General features: G+C 50.0%; 22 protein-coding genes. 12 read left to right on the top strand and 10 right to left on the bottom strand.

Going from position 1 to position 23045, the window contains the following annotated elements; all coding sequences use genetic code 11:
* The first annotated feature begins 296 nt into the window (after positions 1 to 296).
* Positions 297 to 1799 (top strand): glucan biosynthesis protein G, encoded by a 1503-nt coding sequence (locus AB8809_RS09655; protein WP_155116511.1) that lies wholly within the window; start codon positions 297 to 299, stop codon positions 1797 to 1799.
* Entirely contained in the window at positions 1792 to 4356 is a 2565-nt protein-coding gene (mdoH, locus tag AB8809_RS09660; RefSeq protein ID WP_015840728.1) for a glucans biosynthesis glucosyltransferase MdoH, read from the top strand. The genes AB8809_RS09655 and mdoH overlap by 8 nt, the downstream gene beginning before the upstream one ends.
* A gap of 125 nt (positions 4357 to 4481) precedes the next feature.
* Here mdoH and AB8809_RS09665 read toward each other — a convergent pair whose 3' ends face one another.
* Positions 4482 to 5402 carry a Kdo(2)-lipid IV(A) acyltransferase gene (locus AB8809_RS09665; RefSeq protein ID WP_349856103.1) on the bottom strand — a complete coding sequence of 307 codons (921 nt, stop codon included), beginning with the start codon at positions 5400 to 5402 and terminating at the stop codon, positions 4482 to 4484.
* 259 nt (positions 5403 to 5661) lie between these two features.
* Positions 5662 to 6756 carry an NADH:flavin oxidoreductase/NADH oxidase gene (locus AB8809_RS09670; protein WP_349856102.1) on the bottom strand — a complete coding sequence of 365 codons (1095 nt, stop codon included), beginning with the start codon at positions 6754 to 6756 and terminating at the stop codon, positions 5662 to 5664.
* A gap of 216 nt (positions 6757 to 6972) precedes the next feature.
* Between AB8809_RS09670 and AB8809_RS09675 the strand changes: the two genes are divergently transcribed.
* Entirely contained in the window at positions 6973 to 8040 is a 1068-nt protein-coding gene (locus AB8809_RS09675) for a rhodanese-related sulfurtransferase (RefSeq protein ID WP_182100062.1), read from the top strand.
* A gap of 70 nt (positions 8041 to 8110) precedes the next feature.
* Here AB8809_RS09675 and AB8809_RS09680 read toward each other — a convergent pair whose 3' ends face one another.
* The 6 genes from AB8809_RS09680 to pyrC form a co-directional block, all read right to left on the bottom strand.
* Positions 8111 to 8686, bottom strand: a complete 576-nt coding sequence (locus AB8809_RS09680; protein ID WP_155116510.1) for a YceI family protein — start codon at positions 8684 to 8686, stop codon at positions 8111 to 8113.
* 29 nt (positions 8687 to 8715) lie between these two features.
* Complete coding sequence (locus AB8809_RS09685) at positions 8716 to 9270, bottom strand: cytochrome b (protein ID WP_039471531.1); 555 nt, start codon at positions 9268 to 9270, stop codon at positions 8716 to 8718.
* A 441-nt stretch (positions 9271 to 9711) separates the two neighbouring features.
* On the bottom strand, positions 9712 to 9966 hold the full coding sequence (gene bssS, locus AB8809_RS09690; protein ID WP_005970542.1) for a biofilm formation regulator BssS: 255 nt from the start codon (positions 9964 to 9966) through the stop codon (positions 9712 to 9714).
* Between the two features lie 242 nt (positions 9967 to 10208).
* Positions 10209 to 10466, bottom strand: a complete 258-nt coding sequence (locus AB8809_RS09695) for a hypothetical protein (protein WP_015840722.1) — start codon at positions 10464 to 10466, stop codon at positions 10209 to 10211.
* An 88-nt stretch (positions 10467 to 10554) separates the two neighbouring features.
* Entirely contained in the window at positions 10555 to 10794 is a 240-nt protein-coding gene (dinI, locus tag AB8809_RS09700) for a DNA damage-inducible protein I (protein WP_015840721.1), read from the bottom strand.
* Between the two features lie 106 nt (positions 10795 to 10900).
* Complete coding sequence (gene pyrC, locus AB8809_RS09705; protein WP_015840720.1) at positions 10901 to 11944, bottom strand: dihydroorotase; 1044 nt, start codon at positions 11942 to 11944, stop codon at positions 10901 to 10903.
* A 184-nt stretch (positions 11945 to 12128) separates the two neighbouring features.
* On the opposite strand from pyrC, the gene AB8809_RS09710 reads away from it, so the two are divergent.
* Positions 12129 to 12416, top strand: coding sequence for a putative quinol monooxygenase (locus AB8809_RS09710; RefSeq protein WP_181828851.1), 288 nt, complete (start codon positions 12129 to 12131; stop codon positions 12414 to 12416).
* A 62-nt stretch (positions 12417 to 12478) separates the two neighbouring features.
* Here the strand turns inward: AB8809_RS09710 and rne are convergent, their stop codons facing one another.
* A complete protein-coding gene (rne, locus tag AB8809_RS09715) occupies positions 12479 to 15817 on the bottom strand; it encodes a ribonuclease E (RefSeq protein WP_349856101.1) in 3339 nt (1112 codons plus the stop codon).
* A 606-nt stretch (positions 15818 to 16423) separates the two neighbouring features.
* Here rne and rluC point away from each other — a divergent pair.
* Positions 16424 to 17380 (top strand): 23S rRNA pseudouridine(955/2504/2580) synthase RluC, encoded by a 957-nt coding sequence (gene rluC, locus AB8809_RS09720; RefSeq protein WP_015840717.1) that lies wholly within the window; start codon positions 16424 to 16426, stop codon positions 17378 to 17380.
* 66 nt (positions 17381 to 17446) lie between these two features.
* Here rluC and AB8809_RS09725 read toward each other — a convergent pair whose 3' ends face one another.
* Positions 17447 to 18031, bottom strand: a complete 585-nt coding sequence (locus tag AB8809_RS09725) for a nucleoside triphosphate pyrophosphatase (RefSeq protein WP_349856100.1) — start codon at positions 18029 to 18031, stop codon at positions 17447 to 17449.
* Between the two features lie 140 nt (positions 18032 to 18171).
* On the opposite strand from AB8809_RS09725, the gene yceD reads away from it, so the two are divergent.
* From yceD to acpP, 7 genes are all read left to right on the top strand, one after another.
* Positions 18172 to 18693, top strand: coding sequence for a 23S rRNA accumulation protein YceD (gene yceD / locus AB8809_RS09730; protein ID WP_015840715.1), 522 nt, complete (start codon positions 18172 to 18174; stop codon positions 18691 to 18693).
* Positions 18694 to 18709: 16 nt separating this feature from the next.
* On the top strand, positions 18710 to 18880 hold the full coding sequence (gene rpmF, locus AB8809_RS09735) for a 50S ribosomal protein L32 (protein WP_011093369.1): 171 nt from the start codon (positions 18710 to 18712) through the stop codon (positions 18878 to 18880).
* Positions 18881 to 18909: 29 nt separating this feature from the next.
* Positions 18910 to 19956: a phosphate acyltransferase PlsX gene (gene plsX / locus AB8809_RS09740; RefSeq protein ID WP_015840714.1), complete on the top strand. Its 1047-nt coding sequence runs from the start codon at positions 18910 to 18912 to the stop codon at positions 19954 to 19956.
* A 6-nt stretch (positions 19957 to 19962) separates the two neighbouring features.
* Positions 19963 to 20916, top strand: a complete 954-nt coding sequence (locus tag AB8809_RS09745) for a beta-ketoacyl-ACP synthase III (RefSeq protein ID WP_181828847.1) — start codon at positions 19963 to 19965, stop codon at positions 20914 to 20916.
* Between the two features lie 16 nt (positions 20917 to 20932).
* A complete protein-coding gene (fabD, locus tag AB8809_RS09750; protein ID WP_015840712.1) occupies positions 20933 to 21862 on the top strand; it encodes an ACP S-malonyltransferase in 930 nt (309 codons plus the stop codon).
* Between the two features lie 14 nt (positions 21863 to 21876).
* Positions 21877 to 22611, top strand: coding sequence for a 3-oxoacyl-ACP reductase FabG (gene fabG, locus AB8809_RS09755; protein ID WP_010297224.1), 735 nt, complete (start codon positions 21877 to 21879; stop codon positions 22609 to 22611).
* Positions 22612 to 22765: 154 nt separating this feature from the next.
* Complete coding sequence (gene acpP, locus AB8809_RS09760; protein ID WP_005970506.1) at positions 22766 to 23002, top strand: acyl carrier protein; 237 nt, start codon at positions 22766 to 22768, stop codon at positions 23000 to 23002.
* The last annotated feature ends 43 nt before the right edge of the window (positions 23003 to 23045 follow it).

Here is a 23045-nt window from a genome sequence, read left to right on the forward strand (position 1 = left end):
TGGGAAACGGTATGGGCGCAAACGGAATAATCCTACGCACGTGCAGGTCGATATTCGCTATAGTCCGTGGCTGTTTTGCATTTTTACAACCCGGTTTATCATGCTTTAGCGTTCTCGTTGTTTAAACGCTGACCTATTATGATGAACAATATCTTTATCAAGTTGTAGGAAAGCTAACTTATCCATTAATATGGATTTTAGTTGATTGAAGCACACCAACAGGGGGAGCTGTGCTGGATAATAAATTTGGGTTTAAACAGCGGGTTGCCAGCCTTCGCTGGCTGTCCGCCGCCATTATGCTGTCTGTAAGCGCAGTGCCTGCTTGGGCATTCTCTATTGATGATGTGGCACAGCAGGCTGAAAAGCTGTCACAAAAGGGTTTTGAAGCGCCGAAAAGTAATCTTCCTGCGCAATTCCGGGATATGAAATTTGCGGACTATCAGCAAATTCGTTTCAATAACGATAAGTCATACTGGAATAATGTACAGACGCCATTCAAACTCCAGTTTTACCATCAGGGGATGTATTTCGATACCCCGGTGAAAATTAATGAAGTCACAGCGACAACGGTTGATGAGATTAAATACTCTCCTGAGTATTTTGATTTTGGTTCCGTCAACCACGATGCTGAAGCCGTTAAAAATCTCGGTTTTGCGGGTTTTAAAGTTCTCTATCCGATCAATAAAGCCGATAAGAACGATGAAATTGTCAGCATGCTGGGTGCCAGCTACTTCCGTGTGGTAGGAAAAGGCCAGATTTATGGCTTGTCTGCCCGTGGCTTGGCTATCGATACCGCATTACCTTCCGGTGAGGAATTCCCTCGTTTCCGTGAGTTCTGGATTGAACGTCCAAAACCAAATGATAAACATCTGGTTATTTATGCGCTGCTGGATTCTCCGCGTGCCGCAGGGGCTTACCGCTTTACCGTTTATCCGGGGCGTGACAGCGTCGTAGACGTTCAAGCTAAAGTCTTCCTGCGTGATAAAGTGGGCAAACTGGGTATTGCTCCGCTGACCAGCATGTATCTGTTCGGGCCGAACCAGCCTTCTCCGACGCTGAATTATCGTCCGGCGCTGAACGATTCTAATGGCCTGTCAATTCATGCCGGCAATGGTGAGTGGATTTGGCGTCCGCTGAATAATCCAAAACACCTGTCCGTCAGCACCTATGCGGTAGAAAACCCGAAAGGATTTGGTCTACTGCAACGCGGTCGTGATTTTACTGCCTATGAAGATCTTGACGATCGTTACGATCTGCGTCCAAGCGGCTGGGTTGAACCGAAAGGCGAGTGGGGCAAAGGAAAAGTAGAGCTGGTTGAAATCCCTACTGCGGATGAAACCAACGACAATATAGTCGCTTTCTGGACGCCTGATGTATTGCCTGAAACGGGCAAACCGCTGGATATTAAATATCGTCTGCACTTTACGCGCGACGAAGATCAACTGCATTCTCCGAACATTGCCTATGTTCAACAAACTCGCCGTTCTGCCGGTGATGTTAAGCAATCTAACCTGATCCGCCAGCCTGACGGCACGATCGCGTATATTGTGGATTTTGTTGGACCGAATTTAAAAGAGTTGGATGAGAGCACTCCGGTGGCCTCTCAGGTCAGCATTGGTGATAACGGCGAGATTGTAGAAAATAATGTTCGCTATAACCCAGTAACTCATGGCTGGCGTCTGACGCTGCGTTTGCGTGTGAAAGATGCGAAACAGCCGACTGAAATGAGAGCTGCATTGGTTAATGGCGAGACGACATTGACTGAAACCTGGAGCAATCAGCTGCCTGCTAATGAATAAGTCAACTTCTTCTCTCGATTATATTGAGAAACTACCTCTGCCTGCCGAGCAGGCAGAGGTTCTTCGCGAAAAATTACCGCAAGCGGCCTGGAACGATCAGGCCGTTTTGCATCAGGCTTTGTCTGAAGGTAGCCCGTCTGAAGAGCATCAGGTTAATGTTCAGTCTGAAGATGATGCTACGCTGCAGTCTGTGCAGGCTCGTCTTGAAATGGCCTGGGCAGAAGGGCTGGACAACGGTAAACAACTCGGCACTGACAGAGAAGGGCGGACGGCATTAAAAGCGATGCCCGTCATTACCCGCGCTTCTATGTTTCCTGACGTCTGGCGAACCAATCCTTTGGTTCGCTGGTGGGAAAGCTTACTGGGACGCACTGTACCGCCTCGCCCTCATTACAGCCCGGAAGAGAAAATCTCCGAAAACCGCTGGCGCCTGGTGGGAACAATCCGCCGCTATATTCTGCTGGTGTTAACGCTGTTTCAGACGGCGATCGCAACCTGGTATATGAAAACCATCCTGCCTTATCAGGGATGGGCGCTCATCGATCCGTTTGAAATGGCGGGTCAACCGTGGACGCGTTCGCTGATGCAACTGCTTCCTTATGTGCTGCAAAGCGGCATACTGGTTCTGTTTGCAGTGCTGTTCTGCTGGGTGTCGGCTGGATTCTGGACCGCACTGATGGGGTTCCTGCAACTGTTGATTGGTCGAGATAAATACAGCATCTCTTCCACGACGGTAGGTAACGAGCCGCTAAATCCAGAGCACCGCACGGCGTTAATCATGCCGATTTGTAACGAAGACGTAGAGCGTGTGTTTGCGGGATTGCGTGCGACGTATGAGTCGGTTGAAGCAACGGGCAATCTTGAACATTTTGATATTTACGTACTGAGTGACAGTAACGATCCCGACATTTGCGTGGCAGAGCAAAAAGCCTGGATGGAACTGTGTCGTGATGTCGGCGGTACAGGGCGCATTTTCTATCGTCGTCGTCGTCGTCGAGTCAAACGTAAGAGCGGCAATATCGATGATTTCTGCCGCCGTTGGGGTAACCAGTACAGCTACATGGTCATTCTGGATGCCGATAGCGTCATGAGTGGCGAATGTCTGACGTCTTTGGTCAGACTGATGGAAGCGAACCCGAACGCCGGTATCATCCAGTCTTCACCGAAAGCATCGGGCATGGATACGCTGTATGCGCGCTGCCAGCAGTTTGCAACGCGTGTTTACGGTCCGCTGTTCACCGCTGGCTTGCACTTTTGGCAGTTGGGCGAATCGCATTACTGGGGGCATAACGCGATTATCCGCGTTAAACCGTTCATCGAGCACTGTGCTTTGGCACCGCTGCCAGGTGAGGGGTCGTTCGCCGGTGCGATTCTTTCGCACGACTTCGTCGAAGCAGCGCTGATGCGTCGCGCAGGATGGGGCGTGTGGATCGCTTATGATCTGCCGGGAAGTTATGAAGAACTGCCGCCTAACCTGTTGGATGAACTGAAACGTGACCGCCGCTGGTGCCATGGCAACCTGATGAACTTCCGGTTGTTCCTGGTTAAAGGTATGCATCCGGTTCATCGCGCCGTTTTCCTTACCGGTGTGATGTCTTATCTGTCGGCACCGCTGTGGTTTATGTTCCTGATGCTCTCTACGGCGTTGCAGGTTGTGCATACGCTCATGGAGCCCCAGTACTTCTTGCAACCCCGGCAGCTGTTCCCCGTCTGGCCACAGTGGCGTCCGGAGCTGGCTATCGCACTCTTCTCGACGACATTGGTCTTGCTGTTCTTGCCAAAACTGTTGAGCGTGATTCTTGTGTGGGCAAAAGGCGCAAAAGAGTACGGCGGTGCTTTACGGGTGTTTATTTCGCTGCTGCTGGAAATGCTGTTCTCAGTCCTGTTGGCACCGGTTCGTATGCTGTTCCACACCGTGTTTGTTGTCAGTGCGTTTCTCGGTTGGTCGGTGCAGTGGAATTCCCCGCAGCGTGACGACGATGCAACTCCTTGGAGCGAGGCGTTTGTGCGCCACGGTTCCCAGTTGATTCTGGGGCTGGTCTGGGCGATTGGCATGGCATGGTTGGATCTGCGCTTCCTGTGGTGGCTGGCTCCGATAGTCTTCTCGCTGATTTTGTCGCCGTTTGTTTCGGTTTATTCGAGCCGCGCGTCATTAGGGCTGGGATGTAAACGTGCCAAGCTGTTGATGATACCGGAAGAGTTCAATCCACCTCGTGAGTTGGTTGCTACGGATGAATATTGCCGACTGAACCATCAGCGTAGGTTGGATAATGGGTTTATGCAGGCCGTCTTTGATCCGTCAATTAACGCTCTCGCCAGTGCAATGGCAACGGCGCGTCATCGCTTCAGCCAAGCGATTGAAGACGTACGTGAGAAGAATGTGCGTGATGCCTTGAACCGTAAGCCGGAAGAGGTGAGTAATAATCAGCGTCTGGTACTGCTTAGCGATCCCGTTACGATATCGCGCTTGCACTACCATGTGTGGCAAAAACCGGAAACCTATGCTGCGTGGGTTGAGTCTTACCAGAAACTTCCCGCACCGCATATCAAAAGCTAACTTCGCGTTGGCGTGAAAGATAAAGCAACGGCAATCAATCGCCGTTGCTTTTTTTTCGTCTGTCACAAGAGTGGCTGTTCCTGAAATGAGCAACTGGAACGAACGTGTTAGTTAAAATACGCTCCTTAATAAAAGGACGGTTCGCCTTCCGGGCGGGTTTTGAAACGACGGTGCAGCCACATATACTGATCCCGTGCGAGCAGAATATTCTTTTCAACAACCTTGTTCATCCAAACGGCTGTCTCGGTTTCATTCTCTATAGGTGCATCCTGCTCTGCAGGTTGGATCAGCAGTTCATAGCCTTTTCCGTCAGGCAGACGGCGTGGAACAAAAGGAATGACGGCAGGGCGCGCGGTCTTGATCAGCATATAGCTACCGCGGGTTGTCGCCGCTTTTTCTACGGCAAACAGAGGGGCGAATACGCTGCTTCGTGGACCATAGTCGTGATCTGGGGCATACCAGATAATATCGCCCTGTTTGAGAGCACGAATCATGCCCTTAAGATCTTTTCGGTCCAACATGGATTTATTGGACCGCATTCTTCCCCACGTCTGTAACCAATCAATCAGCTTGTTATCATTCGGACGATAGACACCGATCCCCGGATTGTGCATGCCAAAAACTCGTGCGCCGAGCTCCAATGTTAAAAAATGCAGTCCGATGAGCAGTACTCCTTGATCCCGTTCGTTCTCAGGACGAATGTGCTCAACGCCCGTCACCGTAAACCAGCGCTCGATACGCCAGTCTGGCCAAAACCAGGCCATACCGGTTTCAATCACTCCCATGCCGACAGATTCAAAATTCTTCCTGACTAACTCATCACGTTCAGCCTGCGACATCTCGGGGAAACACAGTTCAAGGTTACGGATGGCAACGTTGACGCGCTTTGGCAATAGACGCATAGCCAGATGACCAAGTGCGGTACCGATACGATACAGAACGGGATAGGGAAGCAAAACGATAAGGTAAAGGATGCCGATGCCCAACCAGGTGAGCCAGTAGCGCGGATGTAGCAATGAACGATTAAAAGAAGGGATTTGTGTCATGGCCTCAGTATCAATATTTGGGTGCTGGTCAGCACGCGAACCGTTAAAAAACGAGTTAATGGTTAACTGCAAGATAGATTATTGCGGCGCTTTGCCAATAACACAAATTAGCGCTGCGTTATTGACTGATTTTTATGCAAAAAAACAGCTTTGATCCTATCATTTTCAGAGAATGAGTTTTGACCTTTGATGGCATGACGTCTGGCGAGGTAGGAAAGTGGCGACCCAGATAGGATCGCCTGACACAGTGTATCTACCGCTACTGTTTGAAAATGCCCCTGGCATAGCGTGGTTCACTACGCCAGTACTGTGCCGGGGCGGATACCTGCGCGCCCAGTCTTGCGGCCGCATGCCATGGCCAACGGGGATCGAAGAGAATGGCGCGAGCCAGCCCAATAGCGTCTGCTTCACCAGTTGCGACGATCGCTTCTGCCTGTTCCGGCTCGGTTATTAGCCCAACAGCGATGGTGGTGATTCCTACCTCTTGCTTAATCCGCTGCGCATACGGCACCTGATAATTGGGTGCCGGATGGATTTGTTGCAACGGCGATAGTCCGCCACTGGATACGTGGATGAAATCGCAGCCTAATTCGTGCAGCGCTTGACTAAGCTGTACCGACTGCTCCAGATCCCAACCTCCCTCAACGCCATCTGTCGCAGAAATGCGCACGCCAACGGCTTTGTGCGCCGGGAAAACCTCGCGTACTGCACGGTAAATCTCGACGACCAGGCGTATCCGGTTCTGAAGTGAACCCCCGTAGTTATCTGTGCGCTGATTTGTCAGCGGTGAAAGGAACTGATGCAGCAAATAGCCGTGAGCAGCATGAATTTCTATCAGGTCAAAGCCCAGACGATCCGCACGTTTAGCAGACGAAACGAATGAATCAATTAACGCACGAATGTGTTGTTCTGACATCGCTAGCGGCGCAGCATCGCTGTCATTATAGGGGATCGCTGATGGTGCGATAGTCTGCCAGCCTCCCTGCTCCGGACGCAGAAATGCTCGCCCGCTCCAAGGAACCCCCGTTGAGGCTTTGCGACCTGCGTGACCCAGCTGTATGCCGAGAGGCATGGAAGAATAGGTTTTGACCGCGTTAACCGCGTCAGCAAGGGCTTGCTCTGTCACGTCATCCCACAAGCCAAGGTCGCGTGGGGAAATTCGGCCTTCTGGAGAAACCGCGGTAGCTTCGATAATGAGTAATCCTGCTCCGGAATGTGACAGGTTACCTAAATGCATGGTATGCCAGGCCGTCGCTTTGCCGTCCTCAGCCGAATACTGGCACATAGGGGCAATGATGATTCGGTTAGGTAGTTCGAGTTTACCAAGAGATACGGGGGAGAAAAGCTGACTCATAATGACAGATCCTTCGATGATGATACTTCATGAAAGCGAAATGAATCCCAGAGGCTATTGGCTTACGGTAGATCACTCTTTGTTGCCGCGCTATTCATTTCATGCCCTGACAGCCTCAGCTCTATCAGGTATGATGCCGGGCGATTCAATATATCGATCTCTGATTCGATGATGAACGTCACACGCTAACCTCAATGAAGACAGGAAACGTACACCATGCCAGTGTTACATAACCGGATTTCTAATGAGGAACTGAAGGCGCGTATGCTTGCGGAAACCGAGCCGCGTACCACAGTTTCCTTCTATAAATATTTCACCATTGACGATCCCAAAGCCTTTCGCGATCGTCTGTATATTCAGCTTGAGCAGTGTAAGGTCTTCGGTCGCATTTATATTGCTACTGAGGGGATTAACGCGCAAATCAGCGTACCCAATAATCAGTTCGATGCTTTCAAGGCGGTATTATTCAGTGCACACCCGGCACTCGATCAGATTCGCTTGAATATTGCCCTGGAAGATGACGGGAAATCGTTCTGGGTATTGCGTATGAAAGTGCGCGAACGGATTGTCGCTGATGGGATAGATGATCCGACATTTAACCCAGCGAATGTTGGGCAATACCTGAAAGCCGATCAGGTTAATGCCATGGCGGACGATCCTGACACCGTGTTTGTCGATATGCGTAATCATTACGAGTATGAAGTCGGACACTTCGAGAATGCGCTGGAAGTGCCGTCGGATACGTTTCGTGAGCAGTTGCCAATGGCGGTTGAGATGCTTGATGAGGCGCGTGACAAAAATATTGTCATGTACTGCACGGGCGGTATTCGCTGCGAGAAGGCCAGCGCCTACATGTTGCACCATGGCTTCAAGAATGTGTATCACGTAGAAGGCGGTATTATTGAGTATGCGCGCCAGGCTAAAGCTCAGGGGCTACCACTGAAGTTTATCGGCAAGAATTTCGTTTTTGATGAACGAATGGGAGAGCGCATTTCTGATGACGTTATCGCGCATTGCCATCAGTGCGGTGCGTCGTGTGATAGCCATACTAACTGCCGTAATGAAGGGTGCCATCTGCTGTTTATCCAGTGCCCTGCCTGCGCTGCAAAATACGAAGGTTGCTGTAGCACACAGTGTTTGGATGAAATGAAATTGCCGTTGGAAGAGCAAAGAGCGATACGCAGCGGGCGTGAGAATGGAATGAAGATTTTCAATAAATCTAAAGGACTATTACAGTCAACGTTGCACATTCCGGCTCCTGCAGTGAAAGACAAGGCCGAATAATTAGCGGTTAAGCGCGTAATATAAAAAGCCCTTTCCAAAGGAAAGGGCTTCGTACAGTCAATGCCTAGCCTTACTTCTGGCGAACGCCTTCAACGGCAATAATCAGTTCCACCTCTTGCGAGGCTGGACCTAAATCAGTCGTAATGTTGAAGTCTTTCAGCTTGATAGTCCCTTCGGCTTGAAAACCGGCACGATAGTTACCCCACGGATCATCACCCTGGCCGATAAGTTTGGCATCAAGCTTAACGGGCTTGGTGACGCCATTTAAGGTCAGGTTGCCGGTAATATCGTAATCTTCACCGTCTTTCTTCACTTCCGTTGACGTAAACGTCGCCTGCGGATGCTTGGTAACGTTTAAAAATTCTGCGCTGCGAAGGTGCTTGTCACGCTCAGCATGATTGGTGTCAACGCTGTTGGTGTTGATGGTGACATTCACTTTATCCGCTGATGGGTTTTTCTCATCAAAGGTAAAGGCGCCATCGAAGTCATTAAAGCTGCCGTAAAGCCAGCTGTAACCGAGGTGTTTAATGCGGAATTCAATAAACGCGTGCTGGCCTTCTTTATCGAACTTGTACTCTGCCGCCAGTGCAGAACCGGCAGAGGCAAGCATGGATACTGCGGTCAGGCTCAGTAGTGTTTTCTTCAGCATTGGTATTTCTCCATAAATCCAGAAAGTTAAGGAACGTTGCGACCCAACATCCGTTTCAACGTGTTATCACCATCGATAAAGTGGTGTTTTAATGCGGCTAAACCGTGCAGCGCTGATAAGGCAACCACCGCCCATGCAAGATAAAGATGCACGTCGCCTGCTATATCGGCCTGATCCGTCAAGCCGCTGACAATGGCCGGAATAGAAAACCAGCCAAAAACTGAGATGGAATGCCCTTCGGCAGTGGAAATGAGATATCCACTAATAAGAATGGCGAAAAGAATGACATAAAGCGCAATGTGAGCCAGCGTCGCGCTGACGCGGGTCAATGTGGAGTAGCTTTTCAACGGTGGAGGCGGTGGAGAAATAAAGCGCCACACCACGCGAAAAATTAAGATGGCAAAGAACAATACGCCAATCGCTTTGTGGATCTCCGGAGCACGGTGATACCAGATATTGTAGTAGCCTAATGTGACCATCCACAGGCCTAAAGCGAACATGCCATAAACGGTTAACGCTGCAATCCAGTGCAAAAGAATGCTGATATGGCCATAACGAGAAGAGGTATTACGCCAAAGCATAGTGATAACTCCTTATCAAAACGATAACGCTGTCAATTCGGCGAAATTTAACAGGATGAAACATAAAATCAATATAAACTTTCAAATTGTAACATTATCATAAACATGAGCAGTTTTTTTGAATTTAAATTCATAATTTATTCAGTTTGGTTATGGAAGTTATTTAATAGCAATAGCTATTTCTGATGTCTGTTGGCAAATGAAGAATGAATAAGCTGGCAGAGAAATAAATGTGCGGCACTGCAAAGAGGCTCTATTAGTTGAATAATGATGCAGTAAGTGATTATTAGTATAAAGACAGACGGTACGAATTAATTTATTGGTGAATATAAAAAGAAATGAGAATAGCCCTAAAACGACAACACCGCCTTAATTGGCGGTGTTGTCGTTTTAGGAAAAACTGATGGGTATTGAATATACTATTAATAACGTTATCAATTACTAATGTTTTCGATAATCACTGACGTCACAGTCTGTTGATTCGATTTTTGCAATACCGGCTTCGAGTATGTGTATCAGTTGCCGTGCAACATCGGTCGTTAGCCAAAGCGTGCGGTCTACATGTGCTTCATCTGGTGCTTGATCCGAGGTGGATAAGTAGTGTAAACGGATCATCATGGCATCATAACTGTCAACGGTGCTGATATCCCAACCTACAAGAGGATGTGTCTGAATAACTTCATTTTTTCTATCCATAAATACCCCTTATTGACTAGTTACTAACATGAGTGACTAACGAGGCTTCAGGTGGCTCATTATTTTTAAATGAGCATTATCAGTATACTGCTGCTTATTTAATTTATGGGAAATATTTTCAGTTTTTCGTAAAAAATATTACACAGACGGTATGGAGAAAGGGGGTAAGCGATGCGTCAGATAAAATATCGGGACGAATAGGCTTTCATCCCGAAGGTGTTGTTAGCAGGGGCAGCAGGACATTATTCCACACCAGAACCTGCATTTTTCTCCAATGCGGCAGCAAGCCTGGCAAGGTATTTTTTCATCGCTGGATCTCGATTCTCATTTTGAGATTCGAGAGTCAGGTTATGAATCATCAGTGTGTTTGCTTTTTCATCGAGGCAGAATGCCAGAGACGAAAAGGCGAGTTCCAGAGCATCGATTTTGCGTTGTTGCTCGCCAATCAGCTCCAGCAGTTCCCCGAATGTCATTGCCTCTTCTGGTTTTTCTACCGTCATAACAGATACCCTCGGTCATAGCATATGGCGAAATGCCGCTTTAAACTGCCATTACAGCCCATATCTTCGTTATCTTTCAAGTTTTAGATTACTCTGCTGTAAACCAGTCGTCGGCACTTTCCCACGTTTCCTGCAAAATTTCAGAGATACGATCTTTGTCATCTTTGCCTGCACCCATTACCGTCAGGTTATTTGCAGATGCATAACGAACCTGAATGGGCGTATCGGGATAAATTTTGTGAATACGTTTTTCCAGCTCATGCCTGAGTGCATCAATCGCACCGGCGGGTAAAGGCGTTGTCTTTGCAAGAGTGATTTCTACGCGCATGATGACCTCCAAATTTTAAACTGTTTATTTATACAGTTATTGCAAGTGGAGAACAAGACACGCAACAAAATTTAGCCCATCGGCATAATGCGGATGGGCTTGTCGATTAACGGACTGACCAGTTGAGGCTTTGTCCGGCAAGGAAGGGGATTAACGACTCATCGCCAAGCGAGATTTCTTCCGGGAACGTGACCGTTTCACGGTAAAGCTCAATCCAGCTGTCGTTCACTGGCAGGCCATAAAAACGTGGGCCGTTTAGGGAGCAAAATGCTTCGAGTTTATCAAGCGCGTTCATTTCTTCAAAAACGGTGGCGTATGTGCTTAATGCCGCCTGGGCATTGAATACTCCAGCACAGCCACAGCTGGATTCTTTCCTGTGTTTCGCGTGAGGCGCTGAATCAGTACCGAGGAAAAGGCGTTCACAACCGCTGGCTACGGCTTCACGTAGTGCCTGCTGATGCGTATTGCGTTTTAAGATCGGCAGGCAATACAGGTGAGGGCGAACGCCGCCAACCAGCATATGATTGCGGTTAAACATCAGGTGCTGCGGTGTAATGGTTGCGGCGAGATAATCATTACCTTCAACCACGTACTGCGCGGCTTCTTTCGTCGTAATGTGCTCGAGGACGACCTTCAGCTCAGGAAACTGTTGGCGCAATGGTTCCAATACCGTTTCGATGAATCGCGCTTCCCGATCGAAAATATCCACGGCAGCGTCGGTAACTTCACCGTGGATGAGCAACGGCATGCCAATTTTTTGCATTTTTTCCAAAATGCCGGAGATATTGGCGACGCTGGTTACTCCATGGCTGGAGTTTGTTGTGGCGTTGGCCGGGTATAATTTGGCAGCAGTAAAGACGCCTTGCTCAAAACCACTCACGATTTCATTGGCATCAAGCGCATCGGTCAGGTAGCACGTCATCAGCGGGTGAAAGTCATCACCCTGCGGAACCGCGGCTAAAATACGTTGGCGATACGCGATAGCGCTGGCCACCGTGGTAATCGGCGGCGTCAGGTTAGGCATAACAATCGCACGGCCAAAGAAACGGCTGGTATAGGGGAGAACGGTTTCCAGCATCCGATCGTCACGCAGGTGAATGTGCCAATCGTCAGGACGACGGATTTTAAGAATAGTGGGCTGTGCGGTCATGGAATTGCGCTCCGGCGGTCAGTAGAAAAACATCGTCTTTCGGTTGGTTTTGGGACTGATACGGCGGGGGATAAGGATAAGCGTAAAGCCATTCGAATGCATCCGTTTGTTGATGAATGCTTGAAATTAACCGTGGATTGGCATCTGATAGCACTATCTTTTCATTGATAAATAAGGGATGTATATGGAAATTCGTATTGTTGCTACCATTCAGGCAAAAGCAGAGTTCATTGCAGACGTGACCGCAACGCTAAAGCGCGTGGTGGTGCCCAGCCGACAGGAAGCGGGTAATGTGCAGTATGATCTGCATGAAGTCGTAGATAAAGCTGGTTCGTTCGTGTTCTTCGAGCGCTGGAAAGATCGAGAGGCTTTGACATCACATGAGCAGAGCGATCACTTCAAGAACCTGCTGGCTGAACTGGATGGCAAAACGGACAGCGTAGATATCAAGCTATTGCGTTTTTTAGGCTAACAAGCGTTAGTACATAAAAAAACACCCGCCAATTGGCGGGTGTTTGTCTATAGAAGTCAGGATTATTCGCTGACAGGTGTAGGCTTGGTTGCTGGCGCAGTTGACTGGTTAACTGCAGCATGACCGCCTGCCGAACCTTTTCCTGAGAACGGATAGGCAGGACGAACCCAATCACTCTGTCGAGCTGGTTCCGCGTGGTATGTCGGCGCAGGAGCCTTGGTCATCGGCGCTGTCGCATGGAACTTATAGCGAGGTTGCTCAGCAACGGTTGCTGCTTTTGCTACGCTCGATACAGGTTCTTCCACTATCGGCTGTGCGCTGGCCGCGGTGACAGGTTCATCCTGAGCGCGCTGTGGCGGGATCGTTTCCTGTACTGCGGAAACTGCTGGAGTAGAAACGGGTTCTGCCACATCAGCCTTCTCGGTTGCATCAGCAATGCTATCCGTCTGCTTGTCTTCTACGGATGCTTCCGTAGCGACATCGTCAGTAGCTAAAGTTTCAGCAATTACAGTTTCAGTCGCAACAGGTTCAACGATCTGTGCGTCTTCAGCGGCTAGTGCAGTATCAGCAACCTTTGCTTCCTCAACGGCACTTACGGCAACCGCAGCGATAGCATCGTCGATAGCGGTGTTCTCGGTAACGGGCTCGATGACGGTATCTTCGTCTGCGGCACTCACCTCGACATTTGCGACATTGCTATCCTGAATCACGTCGGCAGATTGTGCTGTTGCGGTGACAACAGCGTCTTCCTGAACCGCGGTTTCAGCAATCGCCACATTTTCAGCTACGTTGGATTCCGCGGTATCGATTTGCGTAGTCACTGCAGTTTCGACGACGGTTGGCAACAGCGGTGTTTCAATCGCCGCAACGTTTTCGTCCTGCGGTTGGCCTTCAGCCTGCTGTGTCTGGGCAAGAGGATAGCTGATCCACACTTTTCCTGATGCCATTTCCGGTGATGCGGCGGCAAATTCCAACTGCATAGGAGATTGAGACGGGTAGCGCTCATCACGATAACGACGACGGCGTTGGCCGCTGACGCGCAGGTGACGCGGCGAACGGCGTGAACGACGTGGCATTCCCCCATTCTCGGCGTTGGCACGATTTGCGTCGTTTTGCTCGCTATCGACCTCGTTGTTGTCTACCGCAGCCTCGTTCGACTTGACATAGGATTGAGCCTGCTCAGATGGAACAGCGACAGGCACTGTGCTATCGGAGAGGGTATCCTGCTGAGTGTCAGACTGAACACGTACTTTCTGTGACAACTGACGGCGTTGACGACGTGGCATAACCTGAGTCGGTTTATCCTGCTCGGCTACGTTGTCATCGGAATCATCAACAGTTGCCTGAGTTTTTGCTTCAGCAGGAGCCTGACGGCGCTCATCCTGACGACGACGCTGGCGCTCAGCACGCGGTTCACGGCGAGGCTGTTCTTCTGAACTGGTTTTCTCCGCGTTTTCCGCAACCACTTCCTCGTTCTGTCGCTTATTACGGCGCTGCTCATCACGCGGTTCACGATTGTCACGAGAACCACGATCGTCACGAGAATTGCGATCGCGGCGGTTATTGCCCTGACGACGAGAATTCCGGCGTTCAGAACGCTGACCGTCAGCCGATTTCTCTTCTTCTGCCTTCTTCTCGTCGACGCTATCCGCTGCTTTTACCGCAGGTTCAGAAGCAAAGGCGCTTTTTAAGGCGCTGAAGAAACGGCTGATGAGGCCTGGCTGAGCGGTTTCCGCAGGTTTCGCCGCAGCAGGTGTCGCTTTGGCTACCGACGGTGCGGTTTCCGCTGGCATTTCTGCCATGGTAAACGTCGCTAAAGCAGGTTGCTCAGGCTGTTTACGTTCAATCGTCTGTTCGTCTTGCTGTTGCTGTGTTTCCGTTTCCAAACGCTGAGGCAGCAGATAGCTGAGCGTTGGCTTTTCTTCGCCTTTACGGACGCGGACAACGGAGTAGTGAGGCGTTTGCATGCCATCGTGTGGCACGATGACCGCACGCACGCCGCCTTGACGTTTCTCAATGGCGTTAACGGCATCACGCTTCTCGTTCAGCAGATAAGAAGCAATCTGGACTGGAACAATCGCGTGGACTTCTTTGGTGTTTTCTTTCAGCGCTTCTTCTTCAATCAGGCGAAGAATAGACAGAGAAAGTGATTCATTGTCACGAATCGTACCTGTACCGCTACAACGCGGGCAGACGTGATGGCTGGATTCACCCAGTGACGGACTCAGACGCTGACGCGACATTTCCAGAAGACCGAAGCGGGAAATGCGGCCAATCTGAATACGCGCACGATCCTGACGTACGGAATCTCGCAGGCGGTTTTCCACTTCGCGCTGGTGGCGAACCGGGGTCATATCGATAAAGTCGATAACGATCAGGCCACCGAGGTCACGCAGGCGCAATTGGCGAGCAATTTCGTCTGCGGCTTCAAGGTTGGTATTAAACGCGGTTTCTTCAATATCGCCACCGCGCGTTGCACGGGCGGAGTTGATATCAATCGCCGTCAGCGCTTCGGTGGTATCGATAACGATAGAACCGCCGGACGGCAGGCGAACCTCACGCTGGAAAGCCGACTCGATCTGCGATTCAATCTGGTAGTGGCTGAAAAGCGGGATTTCACCACTGTACAATTTGATTTTGCTGCTGAAATCAGGACGACCCAGCGCAGAAATGTGTTCTTTCGCCAGATCGAGAATTTTCGGATTGTCGATCAGGATTTCGCCAATATCTGGGCGCAGATAGTCACGGAAGGCGCGAACAATCACGTTACTTTCCTGATGGATCAGGAACGGTGCAGGGCGGCCTTCGGCGGCTTTTTTGATCGCGTCCCAGTGTTTCAGACGGAAAGCCAGATCCCATTGCAGGGCTTCAGCGGATTTACCCACACCAGCAGTACGAACAATGAGACCCATGCCATCAGGCAGTTGCAGCGACCCCAGGGCTTCTTTGAGCTCGGTGCGATCGTCACCTTCGATGCGACGGGAGATTCCACCGGCGCGCGGGTTATTCGGCATTAAGACCAGATAGCTACCCGCCAGGCTGATAAAGGTAGTCAGCGCAGCGCCTTTGTTGCCACGCTCTTCTTTGTCTACCTGAACAATGACTTCCTGACCTTCACGTAACACGTCTTTAATGTTAGGACGACCATGGGAAGCATAGTTGCTGGGGAAGTATTCGCGGGCGATTTCTTTAAGAGGGAGGAAACCATGTCTTTCTGCGCCGTAATCAACAAAAGCCGCTTCAAGACTGGGTTCGATACGAGTGATTTTACCTTTGTAGATATTTGCTTTCTTCTGCTCATGACCTGGACTTTCGATATCCAAATCATACAGCCGTTGACCATCAACCAAGGCAACACGCAACTCTTCCTGCTGAGTTGCGTTAATTAACATTCTTTTCATCTTCAACTTACTCGTTATTTTTACTTGCATTATTGATAGAGCTGCGGACAAAAGAACCGCATGACCGGAGTGAACCGATGGCCTCGTGGCTTATCGCAGGGACGTCAACCTCCCGGTTGTCGCCTGCATAGAGACGCATGTTTCGGTAGCCTGTGTTTCCTGATGGAAAACAGCGCATTTACTGAGGGAACAGCTTCTGAATAATGTCGCCAGATCTGATTCCATTTGCCGGCCAAGCTGCAATCCGCAGCCCGCTAACTGCTTGATTTCGCATTACGTCTTACGCCATTGCTGCGTGTGTGCGTCATCAGGCAAATTTAATAATTTCGCAATTTCCCCTTGTTTTATCGGAAATCCGCGTGGGAAACGCAAAAGCATTATTCCACTGCTGATACCGTTATAGCAAGGTGACTTTGCCTGTCTGTATAAAGATAGTTGTGTCGTTATCGCCAAAACGGGCAGGGTTTGATGCTACTGAGCAATTCACCCGTTATCTACCCGCGTTACTTACCCGATAGTGCAACAATATCTTCATAAGTCAGACACACAGTTAAGCACAGAAAAAGAAGTGGCGCTATCGGGTTGCTCTATTTAGAATCGCGCATCATGAAAACAGATAATCCTTCAGTACAATTTGTGACGATCTCCGCAGATGAAGCGGGGCAGCGCGTCGATAACTTTTTGCATACCCACTTAAAGGGTGTGCCTAAAAGCATGGTTTACCGTATCTTGCGTAAAGGCGAGGTAAGGATAAATAAGAAACGGGTCAAGCCTGAGTATAAATTGCTCGACGGCGATGTCATTCGTATTCCGCCTGTTCGGCAGGCAGAACGTGATGAAACGCCTGTTTCTGCGAGTCTTGGTAAAGTCGCGGCGTTGGCCGAGTGCATTATTTACGAAGATGACTACCTGCTGGTGCTGAATAAGCCCTCGGGTACCGCTGTGCATGGCGGGAGCGGTCTGAGCTTCGGCGTAATTGAAGGCCTGCGTGCTTTACGCCCGGAAGCGCGTTTTCTGGAGCTAGTACACCGCCTCGATCGCGATACGTCAGGCGTTTTGCTGGTAGCGAAAAAACGTTCGGCTTTGCGCTCTCTGCATGAACAGCTGCGGCTGAAAGGCATGCAAAAAGATTATCTGGCGCTGGTTCGCGGACAATGGCAATCCCATTGCAAGGTTGTCCAGGCACCGTTGCTAAAAAATATTCTACAAAGCGGTGAGCGCGTTGTGCGGGTTAACAGCGAAGGTAAGCCGTCAGAAACGCGCTTTAAGGTAGAAGAGCGTTTTGAGCATGCAACTCTGGTGAGGGCGAGTCCTGTCACCGGACGTACGCATCAAATTCGTGTACACACTCAATATGCTGGGCATCCGATAGCATTTGATGACCGTTACGGCGATCGTGAATTCGATGAGCAACTGGCGGACACCGGTTTAAAACGTCTGTTCCTGCATGCGCAGGCACTGCGTTTTGAGCATCCGAATACTGGCGAGACGTTGAGAATCGAAGCGCCTTTGGATAATGGGCTACGTCGCTGTCTTCAGGCGTTGCGTAAGACAAAAGCATAACGACGCGTATCGCTTATACGCCTTTATCTGTCGGGATAGAACGTCATCGCGCTATCCCGATTTGTATTACGCCGTCAAAGGATTAACGCCTTCCTTTTGTAGCATCTGAATCAGCGCGATCAGTGGTAACCCAATGAGCGTATTAGTATCGCGCCCGGATAACCGTTCAAAGAGGGCAATACCCAACCCTTCGCTTTTGAAACTGCCCGCGCAGTTCCACGGCTGCTCCTTCTCCAGATAGCCGTCAATTTCCGCATCCGTTAGCGTTTTAAAATGCACGTCAAATGGTTCCGCGATGCGTTGTATTTCTTGGGTCGCACTATTGAAAAGCGCTAAACCGGTAAAGAAGGAAACGCATTTCCCGCTGGCCTGCTGTAACTGTCGCGTTGCATTCTCCTTATTATGGGGTTTTCCCGTAATGGTATTTCCCAGAACGCAAACCTGATCGGAGCCGATAATCAGGTGATTGGGGTAGTGTGTGGCCAATGTTCGGGCTTTGCTTTCAGCAAGGCGAAGCACGAGATCGACGGCATCTTCACCCGGCTGCGGGGTTTCATCGATGTCTGGCGACGCGCAAACAAAGGGGAGGCCCAGTTTTTCCAATAAGGCCCGGCGATAAGGTGAAGTTGAAGCGAGAACGATCTGCTGCATAATTTTTTGATAAACCGTAGCGTAATGATGAAAGGCATTTTAAACTGTGCGCCGCTCTGGAAGCGAATATTGGTGAAAGGTGGTGTACCACTGCCTTTTTCTTTGACTCTATGTCGTTACGACGTTAATATGCGCGCCCTATGCAAAAGGTAAAATTACCCTTAACCCTTGATGCGGTCCGCACTGCTCAGAAGCGTTTAGACTACGTTGGTATCTATTCGCCAGAACAAGTAGAGCGTGTTGCCGAATCAGTGGTGAGTGTGGATAGTGATGTTCAGGCCTCTTTATCTTTCAATATTGATAATCAGCGTCTGGCAGTGATTGACGGTAACGCCGATGTTACGGTCACACTGATGTGTCAACGTTGCGGAAAGCCGTTTGAGCATCAAGTCCATGCGACATTCTGTTTTAGCCCGGTCGTCAATGATGAGCAGGCCGAAGCGTTACCGGAAGCGTATGAGCCGATCGGCGTTGATGAGTTTGGCGAAGTCGATCTGCTGGCAATGATTGAAGATGAAATTATTCTGATGTTGCCTATCGCCCCGGTGCATGATTCTGAACACTGTGAAGTGTCCGAAGCGGACATGGTGTTTGGCCAACTGCCTGAAGAGGCGGAAAAACCAAATCCGTTTGCCGTATTAGCCAGTTTAAAGCGTAAGTAATTAAGGAGTAAGGTCCATGGCCGTACAACAAAACAAACCTAGCCGTTCCAAACGTGGTATGCGTCGTTCACACGATGCGCTGACTACCTCTTCTGTATCCGTAGATAAAGTTTCTGGCGAAACTCACCTGCGTCACCACATCACTGCGGATGGTTACTACCGCGGTCGCAAGGTCATTGCTAAGTAATTCTTGCGAATTATTTGCAAGGCAATACCTTGACACGCCTAACTCTGGCGTTAGATGCGATGGGCGGGGATTTTGGTCCCTGCGTAACAGTGCCTGCTGCATTGCAGGCACTGGCTTCTAATCCAGCTCTCAATTTGTTATTAGTCGGCGATCCTGCTGCGATTACACCATTACTTGCCAAAGTCGATTCTGATTTACTTTCCCGCTTAGAAGTTGTTCCGGCGGAGTCGGTTATTGCTAGTGATGCGAGGCCGTCGCAGGCTATTCGTGCGAGCCGTGGTACCTCAATGCGCATAGCGCTTGAGTTGATTAAAGACGGCAGAGCACAGGCCTGTGTGAGTGCAGGCAACACGGGGGCGCTCATGGGGCTGGCCAAGCTTCTGATTAAGCCACTTGAAGGTATTGAACGACCCGCATTGGTGTCGGTCTTACCTCACCAGCAGCACGGAAAGACCGTCGTGTTGGATCTGGGAGCGAATGTTGACTGTGATAGCACAATGCTGGTTCAGTTTGCCGTGATGGGTTCAGTCATGGCGGAAGAAGTGCTGGAACTGAAGAACCCTCGGGTCGCGTTGTTGAATATTGGTGAAGAAGAAAGCAAAGGGCTGAGCACTATCCGTGAAGCAGCGGCACAGTTAAAAGAGGCACCATCAATAAATTATATCGGTTATCTGGAAGGCAACGATCTGCTGACTGGGAAAACGGATGTGATGGTCTGTGACGGCTTTGTGGGTAATGTCACACTGAAAACGGTGGAAGGCGTGGTAAGGATGTTTCTGTCACTGCTGAAATCGCCAGCCTCAGGCCCGGGGCAAAAACAAAAACGGTCCTGGTGGTTGAAATGGCTGGGACGTTTGTTACAAAAGCGCTTATCAAAGCGTTTCGGTCATTTGAACCCCGATCAATATAATGGCGCATGCCTGCTAGGATTACGGGGAACTGTAATCAAAAGCCATGGTGCAGCAAACCAGAGAGCGTTTGCGGTTGCTATTGAACAGGCAATGCAGACGGTACGGCGGCAGCTTCCCGACCGGATTGCCGCCCGTCTAGAAGCGGTATTACCCAAGAGTGACTAAGCGTACATGTATACAAAAATAATCGGAACGGGCAGCTACCTGCCTGAACAAATCAGGACGAACGCTGATTTAGAAAAGATGGTGGAAACGACGGACGAATGGATCGTCACACGTACTGGAATCCGTGAGCGCCGTATTGCTGCGCCGGATGAAAACGTTGCGACCATGGGATACCGTGCCGCGCAGAAAGCGCTGGAAATGGCAAATGTCGATCCTTCTGAAGTCGGTCTTCTGATTGTTGCGACAACATCATCAAGCCATGCTTTCCCGAGCTCTGCCTGTCAGGTTCAGCAGTTGTTAGGGATCAAAGATACGATCGCTTTCGATCTGGCGGCTGCCTGTGCAGGTTTTACCTATGCACTGAGCGTTGCCGATCAATATGTTAAAAATGGTGCGGTGAAATACGCACTGGTGATTGGTTCCGATACGCTGTCTCGTACATTGGATCCTGAAGATCGCGGCACGCTGATTTTATTCGGTGATGGAGCGGGAGCGGTGCTGTTAACGCAATCAGAGCAGCCGGGTATTCTTTCTACCCATCTGCACGCTGATGGGCGCTATGGCGAACTGCTGGCGCTGCCGCATCAGGATCGTAACCATGCGGAGACGCCTGCTTACCTGACGATGGCGGGTAATGAAGTCTTTAAAGTGGCCGTGACTGAACTGGCACATATCGTTGAAGAAACGCTGCAAGCGGCTCAACTGGACAAAAGTGAATTAGACTGGTTGGTGCCTCATCAGGCTAACCTGCGAATCATTAGCGCCACGGCGAAAAAGCTGGGTATGGGGATGGACAAGGTGGTTGTGACGTTGGATCGTCATGGTAATACCTCCGCGGCTTCCGTGCCTTCAGCGCTTGATGAAGCCGTGCGCGATGGGCGCATTAAACCAGGGCAACTGGTGCTGCTTGAAGCCTTCGGCGGCGGTTTTACCTGGGGTTCCGCGCTGGTTCGTTTTTAATTAACAGGATTGTGATATGACGCAATTTGCAATGGTATTTCCCGGTCAGGGATCGCAGACGGTAGGGATGTTGGCCGAGCTTGCGGCAGAATACCCAATTGTCACCGAGACGTTTGCTCAGGCTTCCGAAGCGTTAGGTTATGACTTATGGCAACTCACCCAACAAGGGCCTGCTGAAGAGTTGAATAAAACCTGGCAGACGCAGCCTGCGTTACTGACCGCTTCTGTTGCTATCTGGCGTGTCTGGCAGCAGCAGGGCGGAAAAACGCCAGCGCTGATGTCTGGCCATAGCTTGGGTGAATATTCCGCACTGGTTTGTGCTGGTGTTCTCGATTTTCAACAGGCTGTCCGTTTAGTTGAACTGCGCGGCAAACTGATGCAGGAAGCGGTACCGGAAGGAACGGGCGCGATGTCTGCGATTATCGGGCTTGATAACGATGCCATTGCCAAAGCGTGTGAAGAATCCGCGCAGGGGCAAGTTGTCTCTCCGGTAAACTTCAATTCACCGGGTCAGGTGGTGATTGCGGGCAATAAAGACGCCGTTGAGCGTGCCGGTGCAGCGTGTAAAGCAGCTGGCGCGAAGCGTGCACTGCCGCTGCCTGTCAGCGTACCGTCACACTGTGCGTTAATGGAGCCAGCGGCGAAGAAACTTGCTGTTGCGCTGGAATCTGTGACCTTTAATTCTCCGGTCATTCCCGTTGTCAATAATGTTGATGCGAGCATCGAAACGACGCCGGAAGCGATTCGCGATGCGTTAGTACGCCAGCTTTATCGCCCCGTGCGCTGGACTGACTGTGTTGAATTTATGGCCTCTCAGGGCGTTGAGTCACTGTTAGAAGTCGGGCCGGGTAAAGTATTGACTGGCTTAACCAAACGAATCGTCGATACCCTGACAGCAGCTGCGGTGAACGATCCTGCTTCTCTATCAGCGGCGATTGAGAAATAAGAACGGAGAAGACAATGAGTTTTGAGGGGAAAATTGCACTGGTTACCGGTGCAAGCCGTGGTATAGGGCGTGCCATCGCCGAGACGTTGGTTGCCCGCGGGGCAAAAGTCATTGGTACCGCAACCAGCGAAAAAGGTGCTGAAGCAATTAGCGGCTGGCTGGGTGAGAACGGTAAAGGTTATATGCTGAATGTTGCCGATGCAGCATCAGTAGAAAGCGTATTGGCAGAAATTCGCGCGGAATTTGGGGAAGTTGATATCCTTATCAATAACGCCGGTATCACGCGTGATAACCTGCTGATGCGTATGAAAGATGATGAATGGCACGATATTCTGGATACCAATCTGACGTCGGTATTCCGCATGTCTAAAGCAGTAATGCGTGCCATGATGAAGAAACGTTTTGGTCGTATCATTACCATCGGTTCTGTTGTGGGAACGATGGGCAATGCAGGGCAAGCTAACTATGCGGCAGCGAAGGCGGGGCTGATTGGGTTCAGCAAATCCCTCGCGCGTGAAGTGGCTTCTCGTGGTATTACGGTCAACGTCGTCGCACCTGGTTTTATCGAAACAGATATGACTCAGGCATTGACAGAAGAACAGCGAGCAGGCATTTTGACGTCGGTTCCAGCTAACCGTCTCGGTGATGCTAAAGAAATCGCCAGTGCTGTTGTATTTTTAGCCTCTGATGAAGCTGCTTACATTACTGGCGAAACATTGCATGTCAATGGCGGCATGTATATGATCTAAAAAGCTCGAAAACTATTTGCATTATTTGCGGTGATAACCGCAAAATAGCACAAAATCGTGGTTCGACCAGCCGAGATTTTGTTGCATCTTTTCAAACATTTTATACACTACGAAAACCATCGCGAAAGCGAGTTTTGATAGGAAATTTAAGAGTATGAGCACTATCGAAGAACGCGTTAAGAAAATCATCGTTGAACAGCTTGGTGTTAAGCAGGAAGAAGTCGTAAACAATGCTTCTTTCGTTGATGACCTCGGCGCTGATTCTCTTGACACTGTTGAGCTGGTAATGGCTCTGGAAGAAGAATTTGATACTGAGATTCCAGACGAAGAAGCTGAAAAAATCACGACTGTTCAGGCAGCCATTGATTTCATTCAGGCTAACCAGCAGTAAGCGAACATATCTAGGCGGTCATTCGACCGCCTAAGTTTTTTTG

Source organism: Pectobacterium aroidearum, assembly GCF_041228105.1.
GTDB lineage: Bacteria > Pseudomonadota > Gammaproteobacteria > Enterobacterales > Enterobacteriaceae > Pectobacterium > Pectobacterium aroidearum.

Excerpts from the sequence above, each read along its gene's own strand:
- AB8809_RS09655 (WP_155116511.1), top strand. The coding sequence starts at position 297 with ATGCTGTCTGTAAGCGCAGTGCCTGCTTGGGCATTCTCTATTGATGAT.
- mdoH (WP_015840728.1), top strand. The coding sequence starts at position 1,792 with ATGAATAAGTCAACTTCTTCTCTCGATTATATTGAGAAACTACCTCTG.
- AB8809_RS09665 (WP_349856103.1), bottom strand. The coding sequence starts at position 5,402 with ATGACACAAATCCCTTCTTTTAATCGTTCATTGCTACATCCGCGCTAC.
- AB8809_RS09670 (WP_349856102.1), bottom strand. The coding sequence starts at position 6,756 with ATGAGTCAGCTTTTCTCCCCCGTATCTCTTGGTAAACTCGAACTACCT.
- AB8809_RS09675 (WP_182100062.1), top strand. The coding sequence starts at position 6,973 with ATGCCAGTGTTACATAACCGGATTTCTAATGAGGAACTGAAGGCGCGT.
- AB8809_RS09685 (WP_039471531.1), bottom strand. The coding sequence starts at position 9,270 with ATGCTTTGGCGTAATACCTCTTCTCGTTATGGCCATATCAGCATTCTT.
- bssS (WP_005970542.1), bottom strand. The coding sequence starts at position 9,966 with ATGGATAGAAAAAATGAAGTTATTCAGACACATCCTCTTGTAGGTTGG.
- AB8809_RS09695 (WP_015840722.1), bottom strand. The coding sequence starts at position 10,466 with ATGACGGTAGAAAAACCAGAAGAGGCAATGACATTCGGGGAACTGCTG.
- dinI (WP_015840721.1), bottom strand. The coding sequence starts at position 10,794 with ATGCGCGTAGAAATCACTCTTGCAAAGACAACGCCTTTACCCGCCGGT.
- pyrC (WP_015840720.1), bottom strand. The coding sequence starts at position 11,944 with ATGACCGCACAGCCCACTATTCTTAAAATCCGTCGTCCTGACGATTGG.
- AB8809_RS09710 (WP_181828851.1), top strand. The coding sequence starts at position 12,129 with ATGGAAATTCGTATTGTTGCTACCATTCAGGCAAAAGCAGAGTTCATT.
- rne (WP_349856101.1), bottom strand. The coding sequence starts at position 15,817 with ATGAAAAGAATGTTAATTAACGCAACTCAGCAGGAAGAGTTGCGTGTT.
- rluC (WP_015840717.1), top strand. The coding sequence starts at position 16,424 with ATGAAAACAGATAATCCTTCAGTACAATTTGTGACGATCTCCGCAGAT.
- AB8809_RS09725 (WP_349856100.1), bottom strand. The coding sequence starts at position 18,031 with ATGCAGCAGATCGTTCTCGCTTCAACTTCACCTTATCGCCGGGCCTTA.
- yceD (WP_015840715.1), top strand. The coding sequence starts at position 18,172 with ATGCAAAAGGTAAAATTACCCTTAACCCTTGATGCGGTCCGCACTGCT.
- rpmF (WP_011093369.1), top strand. The coding sequence starts at position 18,710 with ATGGCCGTACAACAAAACAAACCTAGCCGTTCCAAACGTGGTATGCGT.
- AB8809_RS09745 (WP_181828847.1), top strand. The coding sequence starts at position 19,963 with ATGTATACAAAAATAATCGGAACGGGCAGCTACCTGCCTGAACAAATC.
- fabD (WP_015840712.1), top strand. The coding sequence starts at position 20,933 with ATGACGCAATTTGCAATGGTATTTCCCGGTCAGGGATCGCAGACGGTA.
- fabG (WP_010297224.1), top strand. The coding sequence starts at position 21,877 with ATGAGTTTTGAGGGGAAAATTGCACTGGTTACCGGTGCAAGCCGTGGT.
- acpP (WP_005970506.1), top strand. The coding sequence starts at position 22,766 with ATGAGCACTATCGAAGAACGCGTTAAGAAAATCATCGTTGAACAGCTT.